This is a genomic window from Chitinophaga cymbidii, assembly GCF_007992715.1.
GTDB classification, from domain to species: domain Bacteria; phylum Bacteroidota; class Bacteroidia; order Chitinophagales; family Chitinophagaceae; genus Chitinophaga; species Chitinophaga cymbidii.
Map to the genome: position 1 here is coordinate 583,126 of NZ_BKAU01000001.1, position 14,918 is coordinate 598,043.

Annotated in this window: 16 protein-coding genes; 8 read left to right on the plus strand and 8 right to left on the minus strand. The window is 53.3% G+C overall.

Annotated elements, in window-relative coordinates; translation table 11 throughout:
- Window positions 1-4: 4 nt before the first annotated feature.
- Both gnd and CCY01nite_RS02310 read right to left on the minus strand, forming a co-directional pair.
- A complete protein-coding gene (gnd, locus tag CCY01nite_RS02305) occupies window positions 5-1,420 on the minus strand; it encodes an NADP-dependent phosphogluconate dehydrogenase (RefSeq protein ID WP_146857683.1) in 1,416 nt (471 codons plus the stop codon).
- Window positions 1,421-1,470: 50 nt separating this feature from the next.
- On the minus strand, window positions 1,471-2,022 hold the full coding sequence (locus CCY01nite_RS02310) for an NADPH-dependent FMN reductase (protein ID WP_146857684.1): 552 nt from the start codon (window positions 2,020-2,022) through the stop codon (window positions 1,471-1,473).
- 98 nt (window positions 2,023-2,120) lie between these two features.
- Between CCY01nite_RS02310 and CCY01nite_RS02315 the strand changes: the two genes are divergently transcribed.
- Together CCY01nite_RS02315 and CCY01nite_RS02320 are read left to right on the plus strand one after the other, a co-directional pair.
- A complete protein-coding gene (locus CCY01nite_RS02315) occupies window positions 2,121-2,495 on the plus strand; it encodes a hypothetical protein (protein ID WP_146857685.1) in 375 nt (124 codons plus the stop codon).
- Window positions 2,492-2,932, plus strand: a complete 441-nt coding sequence (locus tag CCY01nite_RS02320; protein WP_146857686.1) for a VOC family protein — start codon at window positions 2,492-2,494, stop codon at window positions 2,930-2,932. The genes CCY01nite_RS02315 and CCY01nite_RS02320 overlap by 4 nt, the downstream gene beginning before the upstream one ends.
- Here the strand turns inward: CCY01nite_RS02320 and CCY01nite_RS02325 are convergent, their stop codons facing one another.
- Window positions 2,933-4,285, minus strand: coding sequence for an SGNH/GDSL hydrolase family protein (locus tag CCY01nite_RS02325; RefSeq protein ID WP_146857687.1), 1,353 nt, complete (start codon window positions 4,283-4,285; stop codon window positions 2,933-2,935). It lies immediately after the preceding gene.
- Window positions 4,286-4,308: 23 nt separating this feature from the next.
- On the minus strand, window positions 4,309-4,680 hold the full coding sequence (locus CCY01nite_RS02330) for a hypothetical protein (RefSeq protein WP_146857688.1): 372 nt from the start codon (window positions 4,678-4,680) through the stop codon (window positions 4,309-4,311).
- A gap of 232 nt (window positions 4,681-4,912) precedes the next feature.
- Here CCY01nite_RS02330 and CCY01nite_RS02335 point away from each other — a divergent pair, with 232 nt between their 5' ends.
- The gene (locus CCY01nite_RS02335; protein ID WP_146857689.1) at window positions 4,913-5,467 is read left to right on the plus strand and encodes a DUF6934 family protein; all 555 of its coding nucleotides are present in this window, start codon (window positions 4,913-4,915) and stop codon (window positions 5,465-5,467) included.
- 37 nt (window positions 5,468-5,504) lie between these two features.
- Window positions 5,505-5,678, plus strand: coding sequence for a hypothetical protein (locus CCY01nite_RS26515; protein ID WP_186830858.1), 174 nt, complete (start codon window positions 5,505-5,507; stop codon window positions 5,676-5,678).
- 326 nt (window positions 5,679-6,004) lie between these two features.
- Here the strand turns inward: CCY01nite_RS26515 and CCY01nite_RS02340 are convergent, their stop codons facing one another.
- Entirely contained in the window at window positions 6,005-6,727 is a 723-nt protein-coding gene (locus CCY01nite_RS02340; RefSeq protein WP_146857690.1) for a DUF4198 domain-containing protein, read from the minus strand.
- Window positions 6,728-6,905: 178 nt separating this feature from the next.
- Here CCY01nite_RS02340 and CCY01nite_RS02345 point away from each other — a divergent pair, with 178 nt between their 5' ends.
- Complete coding sequence (locus CCY01nite_RS02345; protein WP_146857691.1) at window positions 6,906-7,964, plus strand: hypothetical protein; 1,059 nt, start codon at window positions 6,906-6,908, stop codon at window positions 7,962-7,964.
- Here the strand turns inward: CCY01nite_RS02345 and CCY01nite_RS02350 are convergent.
- Window positions 7,958-8,929, minus strand: coding sequence for a zinc-binding alcohol dehydrogenase family protein (locus tag CCY01nite_RS02350; protein WP_146857692.1), 972 nt, complete (start codon window positions 8,927-8,929; stop codon window positions 7,958-7,960). The genes CCY01nite_RS02345 and CCY01nite_RS02350 overlap by 7 nt on opposite strands.
- A gap of 151 nt (window positions 8,930-9,080) precedes the next feature.
- Between CCY01nite_RS02350 and CCY01nite_RS02355 the strand changes: the two genes are divergently transcribed.
- Genes CCY01nite_RS02355 through CCY01nite_RS02365 form a run of 3 tightly spaced genes read left to right on the plus strand, consistent with a single transcriptional unit; the run spans window position 9,081 to window position 12,006 of the window.
- The gene (locus CCY01nite_RS02355) at window positions 9,081-9,941 is read left to right on the plus strand and encodes an AraC family transcriptional regulator (RefSeq protein WP_146857693.1); all 861 of its coding nucleotides are present in this window, start codon (window positions 9,081-9,083) and stop codon (window positions 9,939-9,941) included.
- Window positions 9,942-9,966: 25 nt separating this feature from the next.
- A complete protein-coding gene (locus CCY01nite_RS02360; protein ID WP_186830859.1) occupies window positions 9,967-11,349 on the plus strand; it encodes a chloride channel protein in 1,383 nt (460 codons plus the stop codon).
- Window positions 11,350-11,400: 51 nt separating this feature from the next.
- Entirely contained in the window at window positions 11,401-12,006 is a 606-nt protein-coding gene (locus CCY01nite_RS02365) for a hypothetical protein (protein WP_146857695.1), read from the plus strand.
- A gap of 4 nt (window positions 12,007-12,010) precedes the next feature.
- Here CCY01nite_RS02365 and CCY01nite_RS02370 read toward each other — a convergent pair whose 3' ends face one another.
- A complete protein-coding gene (locus CCY01nite_RS02370) occupies window positions 12,011-12,883 on the minus strand; it encodes a DUF4350 domain-containing protein (protein ID WP_146857696.1) in 873 nt (290 codons plus the stop codon).
- 161 nt (window positions 12,884-13,044) lie between these two features.
- Window positions 13,045-14,865 (minus strand): glycoside hydrolase family 88 protein, encoded by a 1,821-nt coding sequence (locus CCY01nite_RS26825; protein ID WP_186830860.1) that lies wholly within the window; start codon window positions 14,863-14,865, stop codon window positions 13,045-13,047.
- Window positions 14,866-14,918 lie beyond the last annotated feature (53 nt).

Genomic DNA, 14,918 nt, shown 5'->3' on the forward strand with positions numbered 1-14,918 from the left:
ATGATCAATGATGTTGCCAGGAAGTATGGAAACTACCGGGCATGTCTATACGCTGATAAGTATGTGCGCCAAAATAATCCCGCTGCGCCTGCACAAGGTTGGTAGGCAGTTTTTCGCTGCGGTACGCATCGAAATACGACAGGGCGGCCATAAAACCGGCAGCGGGGAGGCCCGCCTGTGCTGCCTGTACGATCACGGCGCGCATGTTATGCTCTTTTCCTTTGATGATATCCGCTACGGTGGCGTTCAGCAGCAGGTTGGGCAAGCCGGGGGACTGCTGCATGGCGTTGTAGAAGGTACCGAGCAGGGCGGAGCGGATGATGCAGCCGCCGCGCCAAACCTTGAGGGCTTGCGGCAGGGGGATGTCCATGTCCAGCGCGGATGAAGCGCTGTGCAGCATCGCCATGCCCTGAGCGTAACATATGATGGTGGCGAACTGCAGGGCGTCCTGCACCTGGGAGATAAACAGCTGCTGATCTGCCGGTACGGGTATTTTCGGTTCTTTGTAGATGGCGGCTGCCTGCACGCGCTCGTCGCGGAACGCGGAGATGGTGCGCATGGACACGGCCGTGTCGATCACGGTGGCGGGTACGCCGAGGTCCATCGCGTCCTGGGAAGTCCATTTGCCGGTGCCCTTGGAGCCTGCTTTATCGGAGATCACGTCTATCAGGCGGAGGCCGGACTTGTCATCCGGCTGCAGGAAGATATCCGCGGTGATCTCCAGGAGGAAGGACTGCATGTCCCCTTCATTCCATTTCTTGTATACTTCATGCAGCTGGTCATTATCCAGCCCCGCGGCTTTGAGCAGGCGGTAGCTTTCGCTGATGAGCTGCATGATGGCGTATTCGATGCCGTTGTGCACCATCTTCACATAGTGCCCGGCGGCGCCTTTGCCGAGGTAGGCCACGCAGGGTTCGCCGTCCACTTTTGCGGAAATGGCTTCCAGCATGGGCTTTACGTGCGCATATGCTTCCTGGTCGCCGCCCGGCATGATGCTCGGGCCGGTGCGGGCGCCCTGTTCACCGCCGGATACGCCTACGCCCATGAAGTGGAAACCCGCTTCTTTGGTGGCGGTCACGCGGCGGAGGGTGTCTGTGTAATGGGAATTTCCCCCGTCAATTACGATGTCTCCCGGTTCCAGCAGCGGCTTCAGTGATTCGAGCACATCATCCACCGGCTTACCGGCGGGTACCAGCATCATGACCCTGCGGGGGCGCTGGAGCTGGCTGATCATTTCTTCCAGCGCAACCACCCCTTTCACGCGGGTGCCTGCGGAGGCGGAGGTTTCGAGGGCTTTCGCCTTTTCGGTATCCTTATCGAAGCCGATCACGGCAAATCCATGATCCGCCATGTTGAGCAGGAGGTTGCGCCCCATCACGCCCAGACCGATCATTCCAAAATCGTACAAGCTGTTTGACATATTGAGATTTATCTGTAGTAATAAGGGGCAAAATTAGCCAATTACCGCCACTATTTTTTCTGCAATTGCAGGGTAAGATCGCGAAGGGCCACCAGCAGGCGGCTCACCAGCTCCCGGGTCTTTTCATCGGTCAGCTTTCCCTGTTCGTCGAATTTGCCTGCCGCCTGCGCTACCATTACTTCGGGTTTGCTGACCTGGTGCATGTTCAGGAACTGGAACACCTGTTTGAAGGCGAGCTGCATGCGCACGGTGCCCCACATGCCGGGAGTGGCCCCCATCACGGCCACGGGCTTGTGCAGCAGCGGCGCGTCCGTTCCGCGGGAGGCCCAGTCCACCGCATTTTTCAGTCCACCCGGGATGGAATAGTTGTATTCCGGCGAAGATATCAGGATGGCGTCGGCCTTCGCCAGCACCTCCCGGAAGCGGCGCACGGTATCGGGCCGGTCCCCCACGTCCAGGTCCGCATTATACATCGGCAGATCATCAAAATGTGCTACTTCCGCCGTCACCCCTTCCGGCAGCACGTCCAGCGCCGCCTTCAGCAGGGAGGTATTATAAGAGCCTTTCCGCAGGCTTCCGGATATTCCAACAATATGTATCATTTTCTCTCTTTTAGGTCGATCCGCAAAAATAGGTACAAAAATGCTATAGGAAAAGCCGTGGCGACTGCTTATATTCGAATGATTAATCCCAATACATTATGAAAAAAGAGCTGATCTTCCTGCATTACCTCCCCTGCTGTTATTTCATTCTCTGTGCCGCCGGCATGCTCTGGGGCGCTTTTAACTACTCCACGATCGTGCTGCTGCTGATCTTCAGCGCGCTGCTTTTCTTCCGGCGGACTTACGCGCGGATGACGGCGGGCGGGCTGATGATGTTCGTTTCCATATTCATGTTCCTGGCGCTGGCGGACGAAGCGGCAGATATGCGGGAGGCGGGAAAAAATGCGGGCGACCTGTTGCTGGGCGGCATCCTGGTGATCGGCGGCGCGTTTGTGATGTCTGTATTACTGCTGCTGCCACTCTCACATTTTTCGAAAGATAAGGGAAGAGATATGTATCTTGTAACGTTATGAAGAAAGCCTTTTTCCTTGTGTTTTTCATGAGCGCGGCCATGACCGTTTCCGCGCAGCGCGCATCACTGAACCATATTGCGCTGTACGTGCAGGACCTGCAGGAAGCCACTGTTTTTTACCGTGATATACTGGGACTGGACACCATACCCGAACCGTTCCACGATGGCAAGCATACCTGGTTCTCCGTTGGCCCGAAAAGCCATCTTCACCTCATCGCCGGGGCAAAAAGCAGGCAGCAGGGCGATATCAACACCCATATCTGCTTCAGCGTTCCTTCCGTGGAGGCGTTCATCGAGCGGCTCAAAAAAGCGGGACTGGAATTCAGGAGCTGGCAGGGCGAGAAGAACAAGATCACCCTGCGTGTGGACGGCGTGAAGCAGATCTATCTGCAGGACCCGGACGGGCACTGGGTGGAGGTGAATGATGCCAAATCCTGATCAGTTCTTCCGCAACGCGAACTGATGCGCCACCGGCTTGTTCAGCGCCGGCAATGAATCCAGCGACCGCTCCCACTGCCGCCGTATCTCCGCTTCTTCCGGTTTGTTTTCGAGGTATTGTATAAATAACTTCTTCACATAGTCGGTTTCCGGCTTGTGGCTATGTGCGCTGTCATAGAACTTCCGCACTGTTTCCAGGCGCTCGTGCCCCGGCAGCTTGTTGATATACCGGTGCTCGATAAGGCGGAGCATTCTCAGCTTCCCTTCCAGCGCCCAGCTTTGCTGCAGCAGCGCCCGCACTTTGAGCGCCTGCTGATATTGCGGCAGGCTGCGCATGGTGCTTAAATTGATCCCTCTTTCCAGCTCTCCCGAAAAATATTTCCCGATCTCTACGCCATCAATGCTCAGCGTGTACTTACCTGGTTTGAGGTAGTTGAATATCAGCATCTGCCGGTTGATGTTATCGTCGAAAGGCACGAGCTGCGGCACTTTCAGCTGGTCTTCCCGCAAAGGGAACGGCAGCGCTTTTTCCTTGCAGGTAAAAGTGATGCGCTGGTCGCTGCGCTGCATATCAGTGATCTCGCATTGCCGGCTTTTTGATTTTGTGGCGGCGGCATCTTTGCCGATGACGATCGTAGATACGGCAGCCGGCGCTTTGGTGCTGCGCAGGAACTCCCAGGCCATCAGCAGATGCCCCGTTCCTCCGGGATGCACCCTGTCTTTCCCGATGAGCGTGGCCGTGGAATCCGTTTTTTGTATGCCGGCGTTCAGGGTAGTGAGCATGGTCCAGTAATCCACTACGGTCAGCTTGTATTTCTTTGCTTCCATCCTGATAAAATCGGCGCAGACCTTTAATGCGTCATTGACGCCGAAAAGGTTGTTGGTGGATATTTTTGCCGTCTGGTCGTAGATCGATGGCGTTTGCAGGATGATGCGGATGCCCTTGTCCCGGAAGATCCGGATGACGCTGTCGAGGTTCTTTTTGTATCTGGACAATTCCGCCTGCTGTTTCTCCCGGATGCCCGGTTCATTTTTTCTTTTCGCGTCGTATAGCGGGCGGTTGACATCGTTCATGCCGATCATGATCACGGCCCAGGTGGGGCGGTGTATGAGGATGTCGCTGTCCATCCGCCGGAGGATGCCGCTGGTGACATCACCGGAGATGCCGCAGTTGAAGAATCGCACGTCCAGTTGCGGGAAGCGCGTGGCATAGTATAGTTGTACGTTATGCCAGTAGTCGCCGTTATGTGTGATGCTGTTACCAACGAAACAGACCCTGTCGCCTTTTTTGAATTGTTGGGCGGCAGAAGTCAGGCAGCAAAGGATGAGCAGGCTTGAGATCAGTGAGCGCATTCGCTAAAAATAGGAATAAATTATTAAGGTTTTTGCAGGACGAGGGAATCGGGTGGCGGAGTAGCCTGTTTGACCTGCTCGCTTCCCGCGGGGAAAAAGTAGGAGATGGTGCCGAGCGCCACAACAATACCGATCGCCACCAGCCATTCGATGAGGCGGTAATCCTGGCCGGGAATACGTTTGGTGAGCACCGCCAGCTCTTCTTTGGTGTCCAGCCGTTCAATGAAATAACGGGCGTCGCTCTCGCGGGCTTCCTCCTGGAATTCCATCCATAATTCACGCACTTCTTCTTCCGCGTCTATCAGTTGTTGCAGATAGCGGTCATCTTCGGCAGGGATGATGCCGGTCAGCCTTTCCAGCATCAGTTGCCGGATATGTAACTTCCTGTCTGTCATTCTGCTTATTCGATCAGGGTAAGGGGATCAGTTTAATGAAGATGGATTCTCACAGCTATTATTTTCACATGCTTATCAGTACCCTGAAAAGATAATACATTTTTTGTGATTTTTTATAGCGTTATTTTATGGTTGGTATGGATGAAATTGTTGTTGTCGTTAACCGGTTTTTAACCGGATGATGTTTGTGTGGATGAGATATTTGCAGCCTTGTTAATCCAAAGCAATAAGTATGGCATTGAATATTAAGGTGGATCTTGAAAACTGTTACGCAATAAATACGCTCAGTAAAGATCAGAAACTCCGAAGCTTTGAAACTGTTCTAAAAACAGGAGAAAGAATGATACTCGGCATCAATATCAGCGATAAAATGCATCCTATCATACCAAATGTATATAATCTTTCTTTTGGGCCGCTTGATGATGCCAGCCTGATTGATGATAAAGCAAAACTGGATCACCAGGATCATTCAAAGGTATTTTCCACGATCATTTTAAGCGGTCTGACATTTCTAAAAAGTAATCCTTCAGAATATCTTGGTATAGATGGCTCATGTAATGCCCGGGCGTATTTATATTACAGATGCATCTGTAACAACCTTGCATATCTAAGCCGCTTCTTCCGGATTTACGGGATAAAGTATTACGTAAGGATACTGCGCGATTTTGGACAGGAAATGGCCTTCGACTGGGATGATATTACGGCCGACCCTTGTGTGATCAAAGAAGACAACAGATTGCCATACGAAAAGCTCTACAACTACTTCATATTTAACGCCAGAGATTAGTTTTATCAAACCGGCAAAAACACTTAATTTTACTACTATGGACGAAAAAATTGCTCAAAAAGTAAGGGAATTACAGGAGCAGGCCAGGAAAGCTCCACACAAAAAAATTGAGGTCCGGTTAACTTCCGGCGGCGGAAGTTCCCTTGCCAAAGTCCTCAACACCAAAGAAAAAGCGGACGAATTTATGCGCCGCCTCAAAGCATTAGAGTAACCCCTCTCCTTCGTGCGCTTTTACTATGCTTTATCTTAGGGTATCCAGACCCTTGCCCGCCGGACCATGGAACATGCAACTTCCTCGCGGAGGCTTCCCACATAGCATCCAGAGTGTACCGCCTCATTCCCAAAGAAAGAAAAGGACCAGTCGCCATACCGGGAGATGACCGGAGCCGCCATGCGAACGCTGAAGGAGGGCGAAGCCGGAAGAGATCGTTTCGTGGCTGACGGACCTGTACGTTCCCCCGGCCAGATGCTGCCTATAATAAAAATCCCCGCCAATAAACATCGGCGGGGACTATTTGATTGCTTTTTGATAATTGCTTATTCGGACACTTCAATACAGTAGGTCGCGCAGCGCCAAACTCTCTTGAAAGGCGTGCCGTTGTGGTCGCCGGACTTTTTGTCGTCTGTCACGGCAACTTCCACCATGTAACGGCCGGGCCATATCGGGGTGAAGCTGGCGGAACCGGTGCTGTCCGTCCATAATGTTTTGCCCCATCCGTTCGGTGCTACAACTTCCACTTCTTTGGAGCCGGCCGGCGCTTTGTCCAGCAGCGCCTGCAGGGTGATGCTTTCGTTGGCTTTATAGCTTTCTTTCGGTGTTGTATGCACCAGGATGCTGTTGGGATTGGTTGTTGCAGCAGCACCGCCGGAACGCTGACCGACCTGTACAACAGCGCTGGAGTGATAATCCAGGCGGCTGCCATGGTACACGTCTTTTACGGTGTGCTGCAACACGATGGTATACACGCCATCGGTTTCGGGCGTGAAAAATGCTTTATAGTGATCCGTGCCGGGTACGGAGTTCAGTTTGATCTCCTTTTTGCCGGGCGTGATCAGGGTCAGGGAATATGCTTTAGTGTCGGAAAACCATTTATCCAGCGGAGAGATGTCCTGATCAGCGTATTCGCCGAAGAAGATGCGGACTTCCTGGGCTTGTCCTTTTTTGCCGGAGGGGCTTGTTTCTATCCAGAAAGCGTGGCCGAAGGCCTGGGAAACCGCCATTGCCATGATGGCCATGAGGAGAAATGATCTGATTTTCATGATTTAACCTTTTGTGGCCGCAAATGTAGGCAGGTATGTGCGCCGCCAATGCTCGGATCGGGAAATTCTGTTACGCAAAAGGGAAATAATAGCATAATATTTGCATCGTATCTTCGTTGTAAGGAGTATCCCTGATACCCGGGGGCCCGGAAACTTAACGACCATGAAATCTACATACATGAAAAGGCTGCTTGTTTTATTGACGCTGATGATCCCGTTTTGGGCCAATGCGCAAAAACTCTCGGAATCCGCCATAGAGAACATCTCTGAAAGCATGGCGCAACAGTTCCGGCTGCGGAATGACCCGGCCCTGGTGTTCATCACGGAACAGATGAGCCGTACCGGTTCCGGTGGACTGGAAGTGGACAAAACGATGATGGAGCTGAAGAAAGACCCCGCGGCCATGGACGCCGCCCTGAAGTTCCTGTACCAGTTCAGCGACGGCAACCGGCAAACGCTCATCGCCAACCTCCGGGCCATGAACATCTCCTCCGGCAACGTATACCCCATCGCCACCTACGTGGTGAACAAATATAAAGGCGAAGCCAAAGCCCTGCAGGAAGAAAAAGCGGAACTGTTCCGCATCGGGGCCATCCCGAAAGTCACTTCCGTGATGGTGGCCCCTCCGGCCAACCAGCCGGGGAATGTGACCACCGTAGTCACCGAGCCCGGAACAACGGCCCCCGCAACCGCTGCAGCGCCCGTTGCGGAAGCGGCAGATACCCGCAACTGGGACGTGCGGGCCGTATTCCCCCTTCAGAAACCGGATGAGCTGGTCAACCTCTACGGCAAGGAAAACGTTGTGCTCCGCGGCGTATCCGACCTCGAAGGCAATGACGCCGGCAAAGCCTGGGTGGTATATCCTGATACCAACAACGAAATGGAAGTGGTGTTCCGAAAGGATTCTACCAAGACCATCACCTTCGGCATGGAAAACAGCAAATGGAAATCCCCCTTCGGCATCAAGCCCGGCGACCCGATAGAAAAAGTCATGAAGATCAATACCCGCCCCTTCAGCGTGAACGGCTTTGAATGGACCAACGGCGGGATCGTGAATAGCTGGGAAGGCGGGGCGCTGGACAAAAAAGGAGTGGACATCCTCTTCAAAGCGATCAACAGCGGTGATCCCGATCTGTACGATAAATTTACCGGCGACACGAAGTTCAAAGCCGATAATTCCCGCCTGAAAAAGCTGGGCGTAGTAGTGGAGAAAGTGGTGTTCACCACCTATCAGTGATCCACCATCACTTTGATCGCCTGCCGCGGGAAATCCGCCATCAGCGAACCTAATTCATCAAAAGATACCCGGTGCGTAATAAATGCCACCGGGTTTATTTTTTTCAGGCGGATGGCCTCTACCACCTGCTCAAAGTCCTCCCGCGTTGCGTTGCGGCTGCTCATCACGGCCCCTTCCCTTTTATGCAGTTCCGGGTGGCTGATGCTTAGCGCTTCCTTCTGAAGGCCCACCAGCACATATCTTCCGCCATGCGCCAGGTAGCGGAGCGCATTGTTCATCGCGGCGAGATTGCCCGTGGCGTCTATCACCACATCGGCGGCCATGCTCCCGAGCGCATCGGGATGCAATGTTTGCACGTCGGTTTCCTGCCGGCAGAATGCCAGTCTTTCCCTGTTCACATCCGCCACCGTAACATCTCCTCCCGCAATCTTCGCAAAGGCCGCCAGTCCCAGCCCGATCGGCCCCGCACCAAAGATCAGTACGCTTTCTCCCGGCCGTATACCGGCCCTGCGGATGCCATGTGCCCCGATCGCCAGCGGCTCCACCAGCGCGAGTTCATCGTGGTCCAAACCTTCGTTCTTTACCAGCGAAGCGGAAGGAACGGATAGATATTCCACCATCCCGCCATCCACATGCACCCCACAGACTTTCATCTCCACACAGCAGTTCGTTTTACCCTGCCGGCAGGCGTTGCAATGCCCGCAGTGATAATAAGGGATGAAGGTCACCGCCTCTCCCGGCACAAAACCCTCCGCACCATCGGCATCCACCAGGTCGCCGGACAGCTCGTGGCCGAGGATGCGCGGGTACGCGAAATAGGGCTGATTGCCGCCATAGGCATGAATATCCGTGCCACAAATGCCGGTGCGCCGGATGCGCAGGATCGCACGGCCTTTCTCCATCACAGGCGCCGCTACGTCCCGGTACGCCATGTGACCGGGGGATATGCAGATCAATGCTTTCATAAATCGGAAAATAATACAATTACCATGTTTCCCACTTCCTGACCAATAAAGCCGGAAGACGGCACAGTTCTACAAACGTATAGCCGGACGGCCGTATAACGCAGTGCTTTCAATTCAAAAAATTGCACTATATTAACATCAGTTTTACGTTATGAAACCAGTACTGCGACAAGTTACGCATTCCCCCGAGCATTCCTTTGCGGTGCGCAAAGACACCGGCGGGGACATGCAGAACACCTGGCACTATCATGCCGAAATAGAATTCCTCTACATCCGCCATAGCGCCGGCACCTGGCTGATCGGCGATCATATCGGGCATTTCCAGAGCGGGGACGTAGTGATAACAGGCGCTAACCTGCCGCACTGCTTCCGGCATGAAACAACGTATATGGATAGCGGAGAAACCATCTGCGTAAAGTTCCTACCGGAAATACTCGGCGATCATTTCCTGCAGCTCCCCGAAGCAAAATCCATCCGCGCACTGCTCGGCAAAGCCAGCACCGGCCTGCAGCTTATGGGAAAAACAAAAGAGATGGCCGCCGCGCTGATCGAAGCCATGCTCATGGATACGCCGGGCAAAAAGCTGGTACACCTGCTGCTGCTTTTACAGGAAGTATCCGAAAGCAGGGACTACGTGCCTTTGTCGTCCAAAGGTTTTATACAATCTCCCGGCAACAGCGATGAAGAACGCATCCGCACCATTTTCGAGTATACCATGAAACATTACCACGAGCGGATCTCGCTGGATACCGTGGCTTCCCTGCTGAATATGACGCGCCCGTCGTTCTGCCGCTATTTCAAAAGCAAAACGAAAAAAACCTACGTGGAATTCCTCATGGAAGTGCGCATCGGTTACGCCTGCAAGCTGCTGGTGGAAGATGAGAAGAATGTTGCGGAGATCGGTTATGAATGCGGGTATAACAACATCTCCCATTTCAATCATCAATTCAAAAGCATCACCGGCAAACGGCCGCTGGAATACAAGCGGGATTACCTGGAGCAGCACAGCTAAAGTTCAGATTGCTTACTTTTGCGGGATGGACCTGTCTGGAAACAAGATCAACAGGCTGATGATAAAGCTCGGGAGATACCGTTCCAAATACACCTCCCACCGCAACTTCCTCATCCTGCTCAGTTTTATTGTAGGCGTAGTAGCCGCGCTGGCGGCTGTTTTGCTGAAAATAACCGTACAATTCTTCGAGCACCGGGTAGACAGTATGAACAACTGGATGAACAGCAACTGGCTATCCGCCATGCTGCCCCTGCTCGGCACCGGCATCTCCCTCCTGCTGCTGACGCGCTTCTTCCGGAACAGGCTCAATCGCGGCGTTGGATTTATCATTCACAATATCATTACCAATAAAGGCCGGATCGAGAAGCGGCATACCTATGGCCACATCCTCACCAGTGCCATCACGGTGGCTTTCGGCGGAAGTGTGGGGCTGGAAGCGCCTATCGTTGCCACCGGCGCCGCCATCGGCTCCAATACCGGCCATGATCTGCGGCTGCCGGCCAAAGATGTCATCCTCCTGCTGGCCTGCGGCACCGCCAGCGGCATTGCGGCCGTATTCAACAGTCCCTTCGCCGGGATCATCTTTGTACTGGAAATATTCCTGCTCGATTTTTCCATTCCGTTCTTCATCCCCCTGCTGATCTCCACCGCCACGGCTACGGTGGTTTCACAGATATTATATCCCGGCAAGTTCTTTTTCATCGCCAGCGAAAGCTGGAGCATGGAGGCCATTCCGTTCTATATTGTGCTGGGCGTGTTATGCGGACTGGTATCCGTATATATTACCCGTTCTGTGGATTTCATAGAAGGATATTTTGAAAAGCAGCAGATGAACTGGAAGAGCTGGCTGATCGCGGGTGTTCCTTTGTGCATCCTCATCTTCTTCCTGCCGGGGCTGTACGGCGAAGGATATTCCGGTATCACCAGCCTGCTGCAGGGCGATTATACTTTTCTTTCCGCGCATTCGCTGCTGCAATCCTACGGCCATGAAGCCTGGGCTATAATACTAATGGCCGTATTGCTGCTCGTGTTCAAGGTGATCTGTTCCTGCCTTACCATCAGCGCGGGCGGCAACGGCGGTATCTTTGCGCCATCCATGATCACCGGCGGGTTAACGGGATTCCTGTTTGCTTACATCGTTAACCTTTCCGGCGTCTATCAGCTCAATACGCCCAACTTCATCATCACCGCCATGGCCGGTGTACTGGCCGGCGTGATGCATGCGCCGCTGACCGCTATCTTCCTGCTGGCGGAGATCACCGGAGGATACAAGCTGTTCATCCCGCTGATGATCGTTACGGCCATCTCTTATTTTATCACCCGCAAGTATGTAAAACATTCCGTGTACCACAAGTCGCTGGTAGAGCGAAAGATCCTGACAGACACGGAAGACAGCGATCATTTCTAAAAATATTTATGGAAACGGGCCGGTAAAGCATCTTCGTTAAAAATTTCTATTATGAAGAAACTACTTGGTCTGCTTTCGGCAGGACTCATCCTCTTGTCCGCCGCCACACCCGCTGATGATCTCTCCCAGTTCGAGGGCATTTTTCAGAAAGATGACAACAAGAAAGCGTATGTGCAGTTCTCTGTGAAGGACGGCGTACTAACGGGTAAACAATTATGGGATGGAAGGGAATATGAACTGGTCCGTACATCGGACCTTGAGTTTGTGACCAAAAATGAAGAGCATACTGCAAAGTTCGTGAAGAACGGGCAGGGCGAGGTTACCAAACTGGTGGTAAGTCACCGCAGCGAATGGACGAAGGTAAAGAACTACAAGCCTCTGGAAGGCGTTCAGCTCACGCCGCAGCAGCTGAAAAACCTTGAAGGAAAGTATGTTTTTCAGCGCGACAAAAAACTGTCGCTCCGGATCACCGCCGGGGAAAAATCACTGACCTTAAAACAATCCTGGGACGGCAAAGAGATCGTACTCCTCGCGGAAGATGAACTGACCTTCTTCGGCAGGGACCAGGAGTTTCCCGCGGAGTTCTCGAAAGACAGCAACGGGAAGATCACACGCCTGACCTGTTTTGTAAACGATATCTGGGACAGGATGGAATAGCGGGTTACAGCTTTCTATCCAGCCAATGAATGATATTCAGCAGCAAAGGGGCATTCTGACCCGCCTTCGGGTGGTTCATGCCCCTTTTCCTGCTGTAAATACCTTCCAGCTGCGCGGTAAAAGGCGCGCCGTCACCAAAGACCACGATCCTTCCCCTGCCGTATTCCAGGCTGGCGGCATTCACAAAACCAAGCCCTGATAACCGTGGTGTGGTGTCTGTGATCTGCTCCGCTTTGGACGGAAGAAATATCTCGTACCCCGCTCCCAGCGACGCAATGACCTGCGCGCCTGCCGGCGCCAGGAAGCCGGTGCCGCCCCAAACCATCAGGCTGTCGATCCCCCGCGTTACGGCATGTTGATGAAGGTTGCCCTTCTTTTTTGTAAAGATCTCTTCCTGCCTGTCTGTCCGCGCGGCATATCCGTTCACCACATTAAATCCAAAAGATAACGCCACCGTATTCACCGATGCTCCACAGGGCATATGGTCCGTCAGCAGAAACAGGCTGCCGCCGTTTTGCACCCAATCGTGCAGAATCTTTACTTCATTTTCCGTGTAGGCGGAACCGGTAGGCAGGTCCCAGTTGGCACGGTCGTACAGCGCGTTGGCGGACACGAATATTTTTGCGGGGCGCAGCAGCGCCGGCGTCAGCTTTTCCCTTGCCGGTTCTACTTGATAACCATCCTGCCGGAGCAGGTCCCCGAAAGCGGCATACCTGCCTTTCAAGGTATGCGGGTTGTTATGCGCCTGATCGAACAGTATCAGCGGCCCGGTATCAGCGGTGTACATGACTTTTGCCAGCGGATAATGGTAAGCGGTGTCCGAAACCTGCTGGGCCATGGCAAAGGCGGGAAACAGGAGTAAAGCAAGTGTTCTCATGCCGGGTAGATGCAGCGCAGCGGATATTCCACAAAAAAAGGCCCGGTGAAGACCAGGCCTTTGTTGTGCATGAGATATTGTTACAGCGAATTATGTAAAACTTGAGGGTCTAAAATAATACCGCTGTGTAACCATAATGTGACGAAAAAGTTATCAATGGGTTAATTCTTCAGCTTGTACACCTCACTGCCGCCGAGCAGGAAGCACCCCAGCCCGTAATCCTCAAAATCGGGTATCCTGTCGTACGTCACTGGCTGCCCGTCTTTCGGTTCCTTGCCGGTGCTTTGCACCCAGCCCAGCTTTCCGTCCGGGTGTACGCAATCCTTCACCAGCGCGTTCCAGGCTTTTGTGACCACGGGCAGATAGGTGTTTCTGTCGATGATGCCTTTGTTGATGCCCCAGGCCATGCCGTACACGAACAGCGAAGTGCCGGTCAGCTCCTTGCCGCCATAGTTGTTCGGGTCATGCAGACTGGCATTCCAGAAGCCGTCCGGGCGCTGAAGGGGGAGCAGGGCTTCCAGCATGTCCTTGTAATCCTGCATGTATTCCGCGTAATGCGGATCGGAGGACGGCAATTCTTCCAGGGTGCGCACCAGTGCGGCCACCACCCATCCGTTGCCACGGCTCCAGTAGCAATCTTCGCCATTCGGCTCGGTGTACGGCGGATCGAAGTCCTTGTCGCGCCACCAGAGATGGTCTGCGGGATTATACAGTCCTTTGTCCCCATGCTTATACTTCGTATATGCATACATGTCATACATGCGGGAGAAATAGCTGGTATCGTTGTAGAGCACGCCGAGCTTCACGAAAACGGGCATCGCCATTTGCAGGGCGTCTATCCACCACCAGTCATCTATCTTATCGGATGCGATCATATTATCCATGCAGGCTTTGATATCGCGGATGCGTTCTTCTTTTTTATCGATCAGGTAAAGGTCGATGTAGGTTTGTCCGCAACATTGATTGTCCGCGTTCCGTACCTGCTGACCGCCCCATAGTCCCCATTTGTGGCTTTCGCCCCATTCCACCGCATAGTTGTAATACGTTTTCTTTTTATCGATGCTGTAGAGCGCCATCAGTCCTTCGTAATACACGGCTCTTGTCCACAGGTTGCTCGGGCGTTCCTTTTTAACGAATGTCGGCTTTCCCGCGTCCGGCCATTTTTGCATGAAGTACTGATTGGCGAGGCGCATGGCGGCGAGGGTCTGTTTCTTTTTGATGAGGCGCTGCGGGGGTAACATGTATTTGCCCAGCACGCTTTTCAGTTCCGCCGTTACTACTTTGGCGTTCAGTTCGGCGCCGGTGCGGCTGGTATGGGTATGATCGCCATGAAATAATGTTTTCACTTTGTCCGCGCCCATCGCTTCATATTGCTCCGCAATGCGGTCGTTCAGATCGATGAATTTTGCGCCACCGCTTTCAGCGGTTTCCCTGGCCCATTTGCCGTAGTCGTTATCCGCGCGGCTGATCTTCCCGTTCTGCCAGCGTTCTCTCGGAACGGGCGAACACACAATGGGAATAGCGCCTTTAGCTTTTGCTTCCGCAATGTATTTCCGCATGTACCATCCGTAGGTGTGCACCACTTCCTGCTGTTTGCGGATGGGGTTGTAGATCTCTTTGCTTTCTTCGCCGGTGCCGCGGATGGTGCCACGGGCGCGGGCGGTATCATCCAGCGGGCCGGCGTCGTTGTGCCCGAATTGCATGATAACGTAGTCGCCTGCACGCAGTTCGTTCAGTATTCTTTCCCAGCGGCCTTCGGTGATGAAGGTGCGGCTGCTTCTGCCGCCGATGGCCTGGTTGCTGATATGGATCTTTCCGGTATCGAAGTATTGGGCCACGAGGCTGCCCCATCCCCATTGGCCGTTCTTTCCGCTCCCATCGCCGTTCCTGACGGTGGAATCGCCAATGATGTAGAGCGTTGGTTTCGGTGCGATGAAGGAGGTGGTGACAGTCAGCAGCACCAGTAACAGTATTTGTTTCATCTGTACATAGCCATTTTTCAATGGCCAGATGGAACCTCGCTGCTGGGTTTCCT

What these genes read in the sequence shown, in the direction of transcription:
- CCY01nite_RS26515 (WP_186830858.1), top strand. Translation starts at nt 5,505, where the DNA reads ATGGACGAAAAAATTGCTCAAAAAGTAAGGGAATTACAGGAGCAGGCC.
- CCY01nite_RS02350 (WP_146857692.1), bottom strand. Translation starts at nt 8,929, where the DNA reads ATGAAAGCATTGATCTGCATATCCCCCGGTCACATGGCGTACCGGGAC.
- CCY01nite_RS02330 (WP_146857688.1), bottom strand. Translation starts at nt 4,680, where the DNA reads ATGACAGACAGGAAGTTACATATCCGGCAACTGATGCTGGAAAGGCTG.
- CCY01nite_RS02340 (WP_146857690.1), bottom strand. Translation starts at nt 6,727, where the DNA reads ATGAAAATCAGATCATTTCTCCTCATGGCCATCATGGCAATGGCGGTT.
- CCY01nite_RS02325 (WP_146857687.1), bottom strand. Translation starts at nt 4,285, where the DNA reads ATGCGCTCACTGATCTCAAGCCTGCTCATCCTTTGCTGCCTGACTTCT.
- CCY01nite_RS02335 (WP_146857689.1), top strand. Translation starts at nt 4,913, where the DNA reads ATGGCATTGAATATTAAGGTGGATCTTGAAAACTGTTACGCAATAAAT.
- CCY01nite_RS02370 (WP_146857696.1), bottom strand. Translation starts at nt 12,883, where the DNA reads ATGAGAACACTTGCTTTACTCCTGTTTCCCGCCTTTGCCATGGCCCAG.
- gnd (WP_146857683.1), bottom strand. Translation starts at nt 1,420, where the DNA reads ATGTCAAACAGCTTGTACGATTTTGGAATGATCGGTCTGGGCGTGATG.
- CCY01nite_RS26825 (WP_186830860.1), bottom strand. Translation starts at nt 14,865, where the DNA reads ATGAAACAAATACTGTTACTGGTGCTGCTGACTGTCACCACCTCCTTC.
- CCY01nite_RS02365 (WP_146857695.1), top strand. Translation starts at nt 11,401, where the DNA reads ATGAAGAAACTACTTGGTCTGCTTTCGGCAGGACTCATCCTCTTGTCC.
- CCY01nite_RS02315 (WP_146857685.1), top strand. Translation starts at nt 2,121, where the DNA reads ATGAAAAAAGAGCTGATCTTCCTGCATTACCTCCCCTGCTGTTATTTC.
- CCY01nite_RS02345 (WP_146857691.1), top strand. Translation starts at nt 6,906, where the DNA reads ATGAAAAGGCTGCTTGTTTTATTGACGCTGATGATCCCGTTTTGGGCC.
- CCY01nite_RS02310 (WP_146857684.1), bottom strand. Translation starts at nt 2,022, where the DNA reads ATGATACATATTGTTGGAATATCCGGAAGCCTGCGGAAAGGCTCTTAT.
- CCY01nite_RS02360 (WP_186830859.1), top strand. Translation starts at nt 9,967, where the DNA reads ATGGACCTGTCTGGAAACAAGATCAACAGGCTGATGATAAAGCTCGGG.
- CCY01nite_RS02355 (WP_146857693.1), top strand. Translation starts at nt 9,081, where the DNA reads ATGAAACCAGTACTGCGACAAGTTACGCATTCCCCCGAGCATTCCTTT.
- CCY01nite_RS02320 (WP_146857686.1), top strand. Translation starts at nt 2,492, where the DNA reads ATGAAGAAAGCCTTTTTCCTTGTGTTTTTCATGAGCGCGGCCATGACC.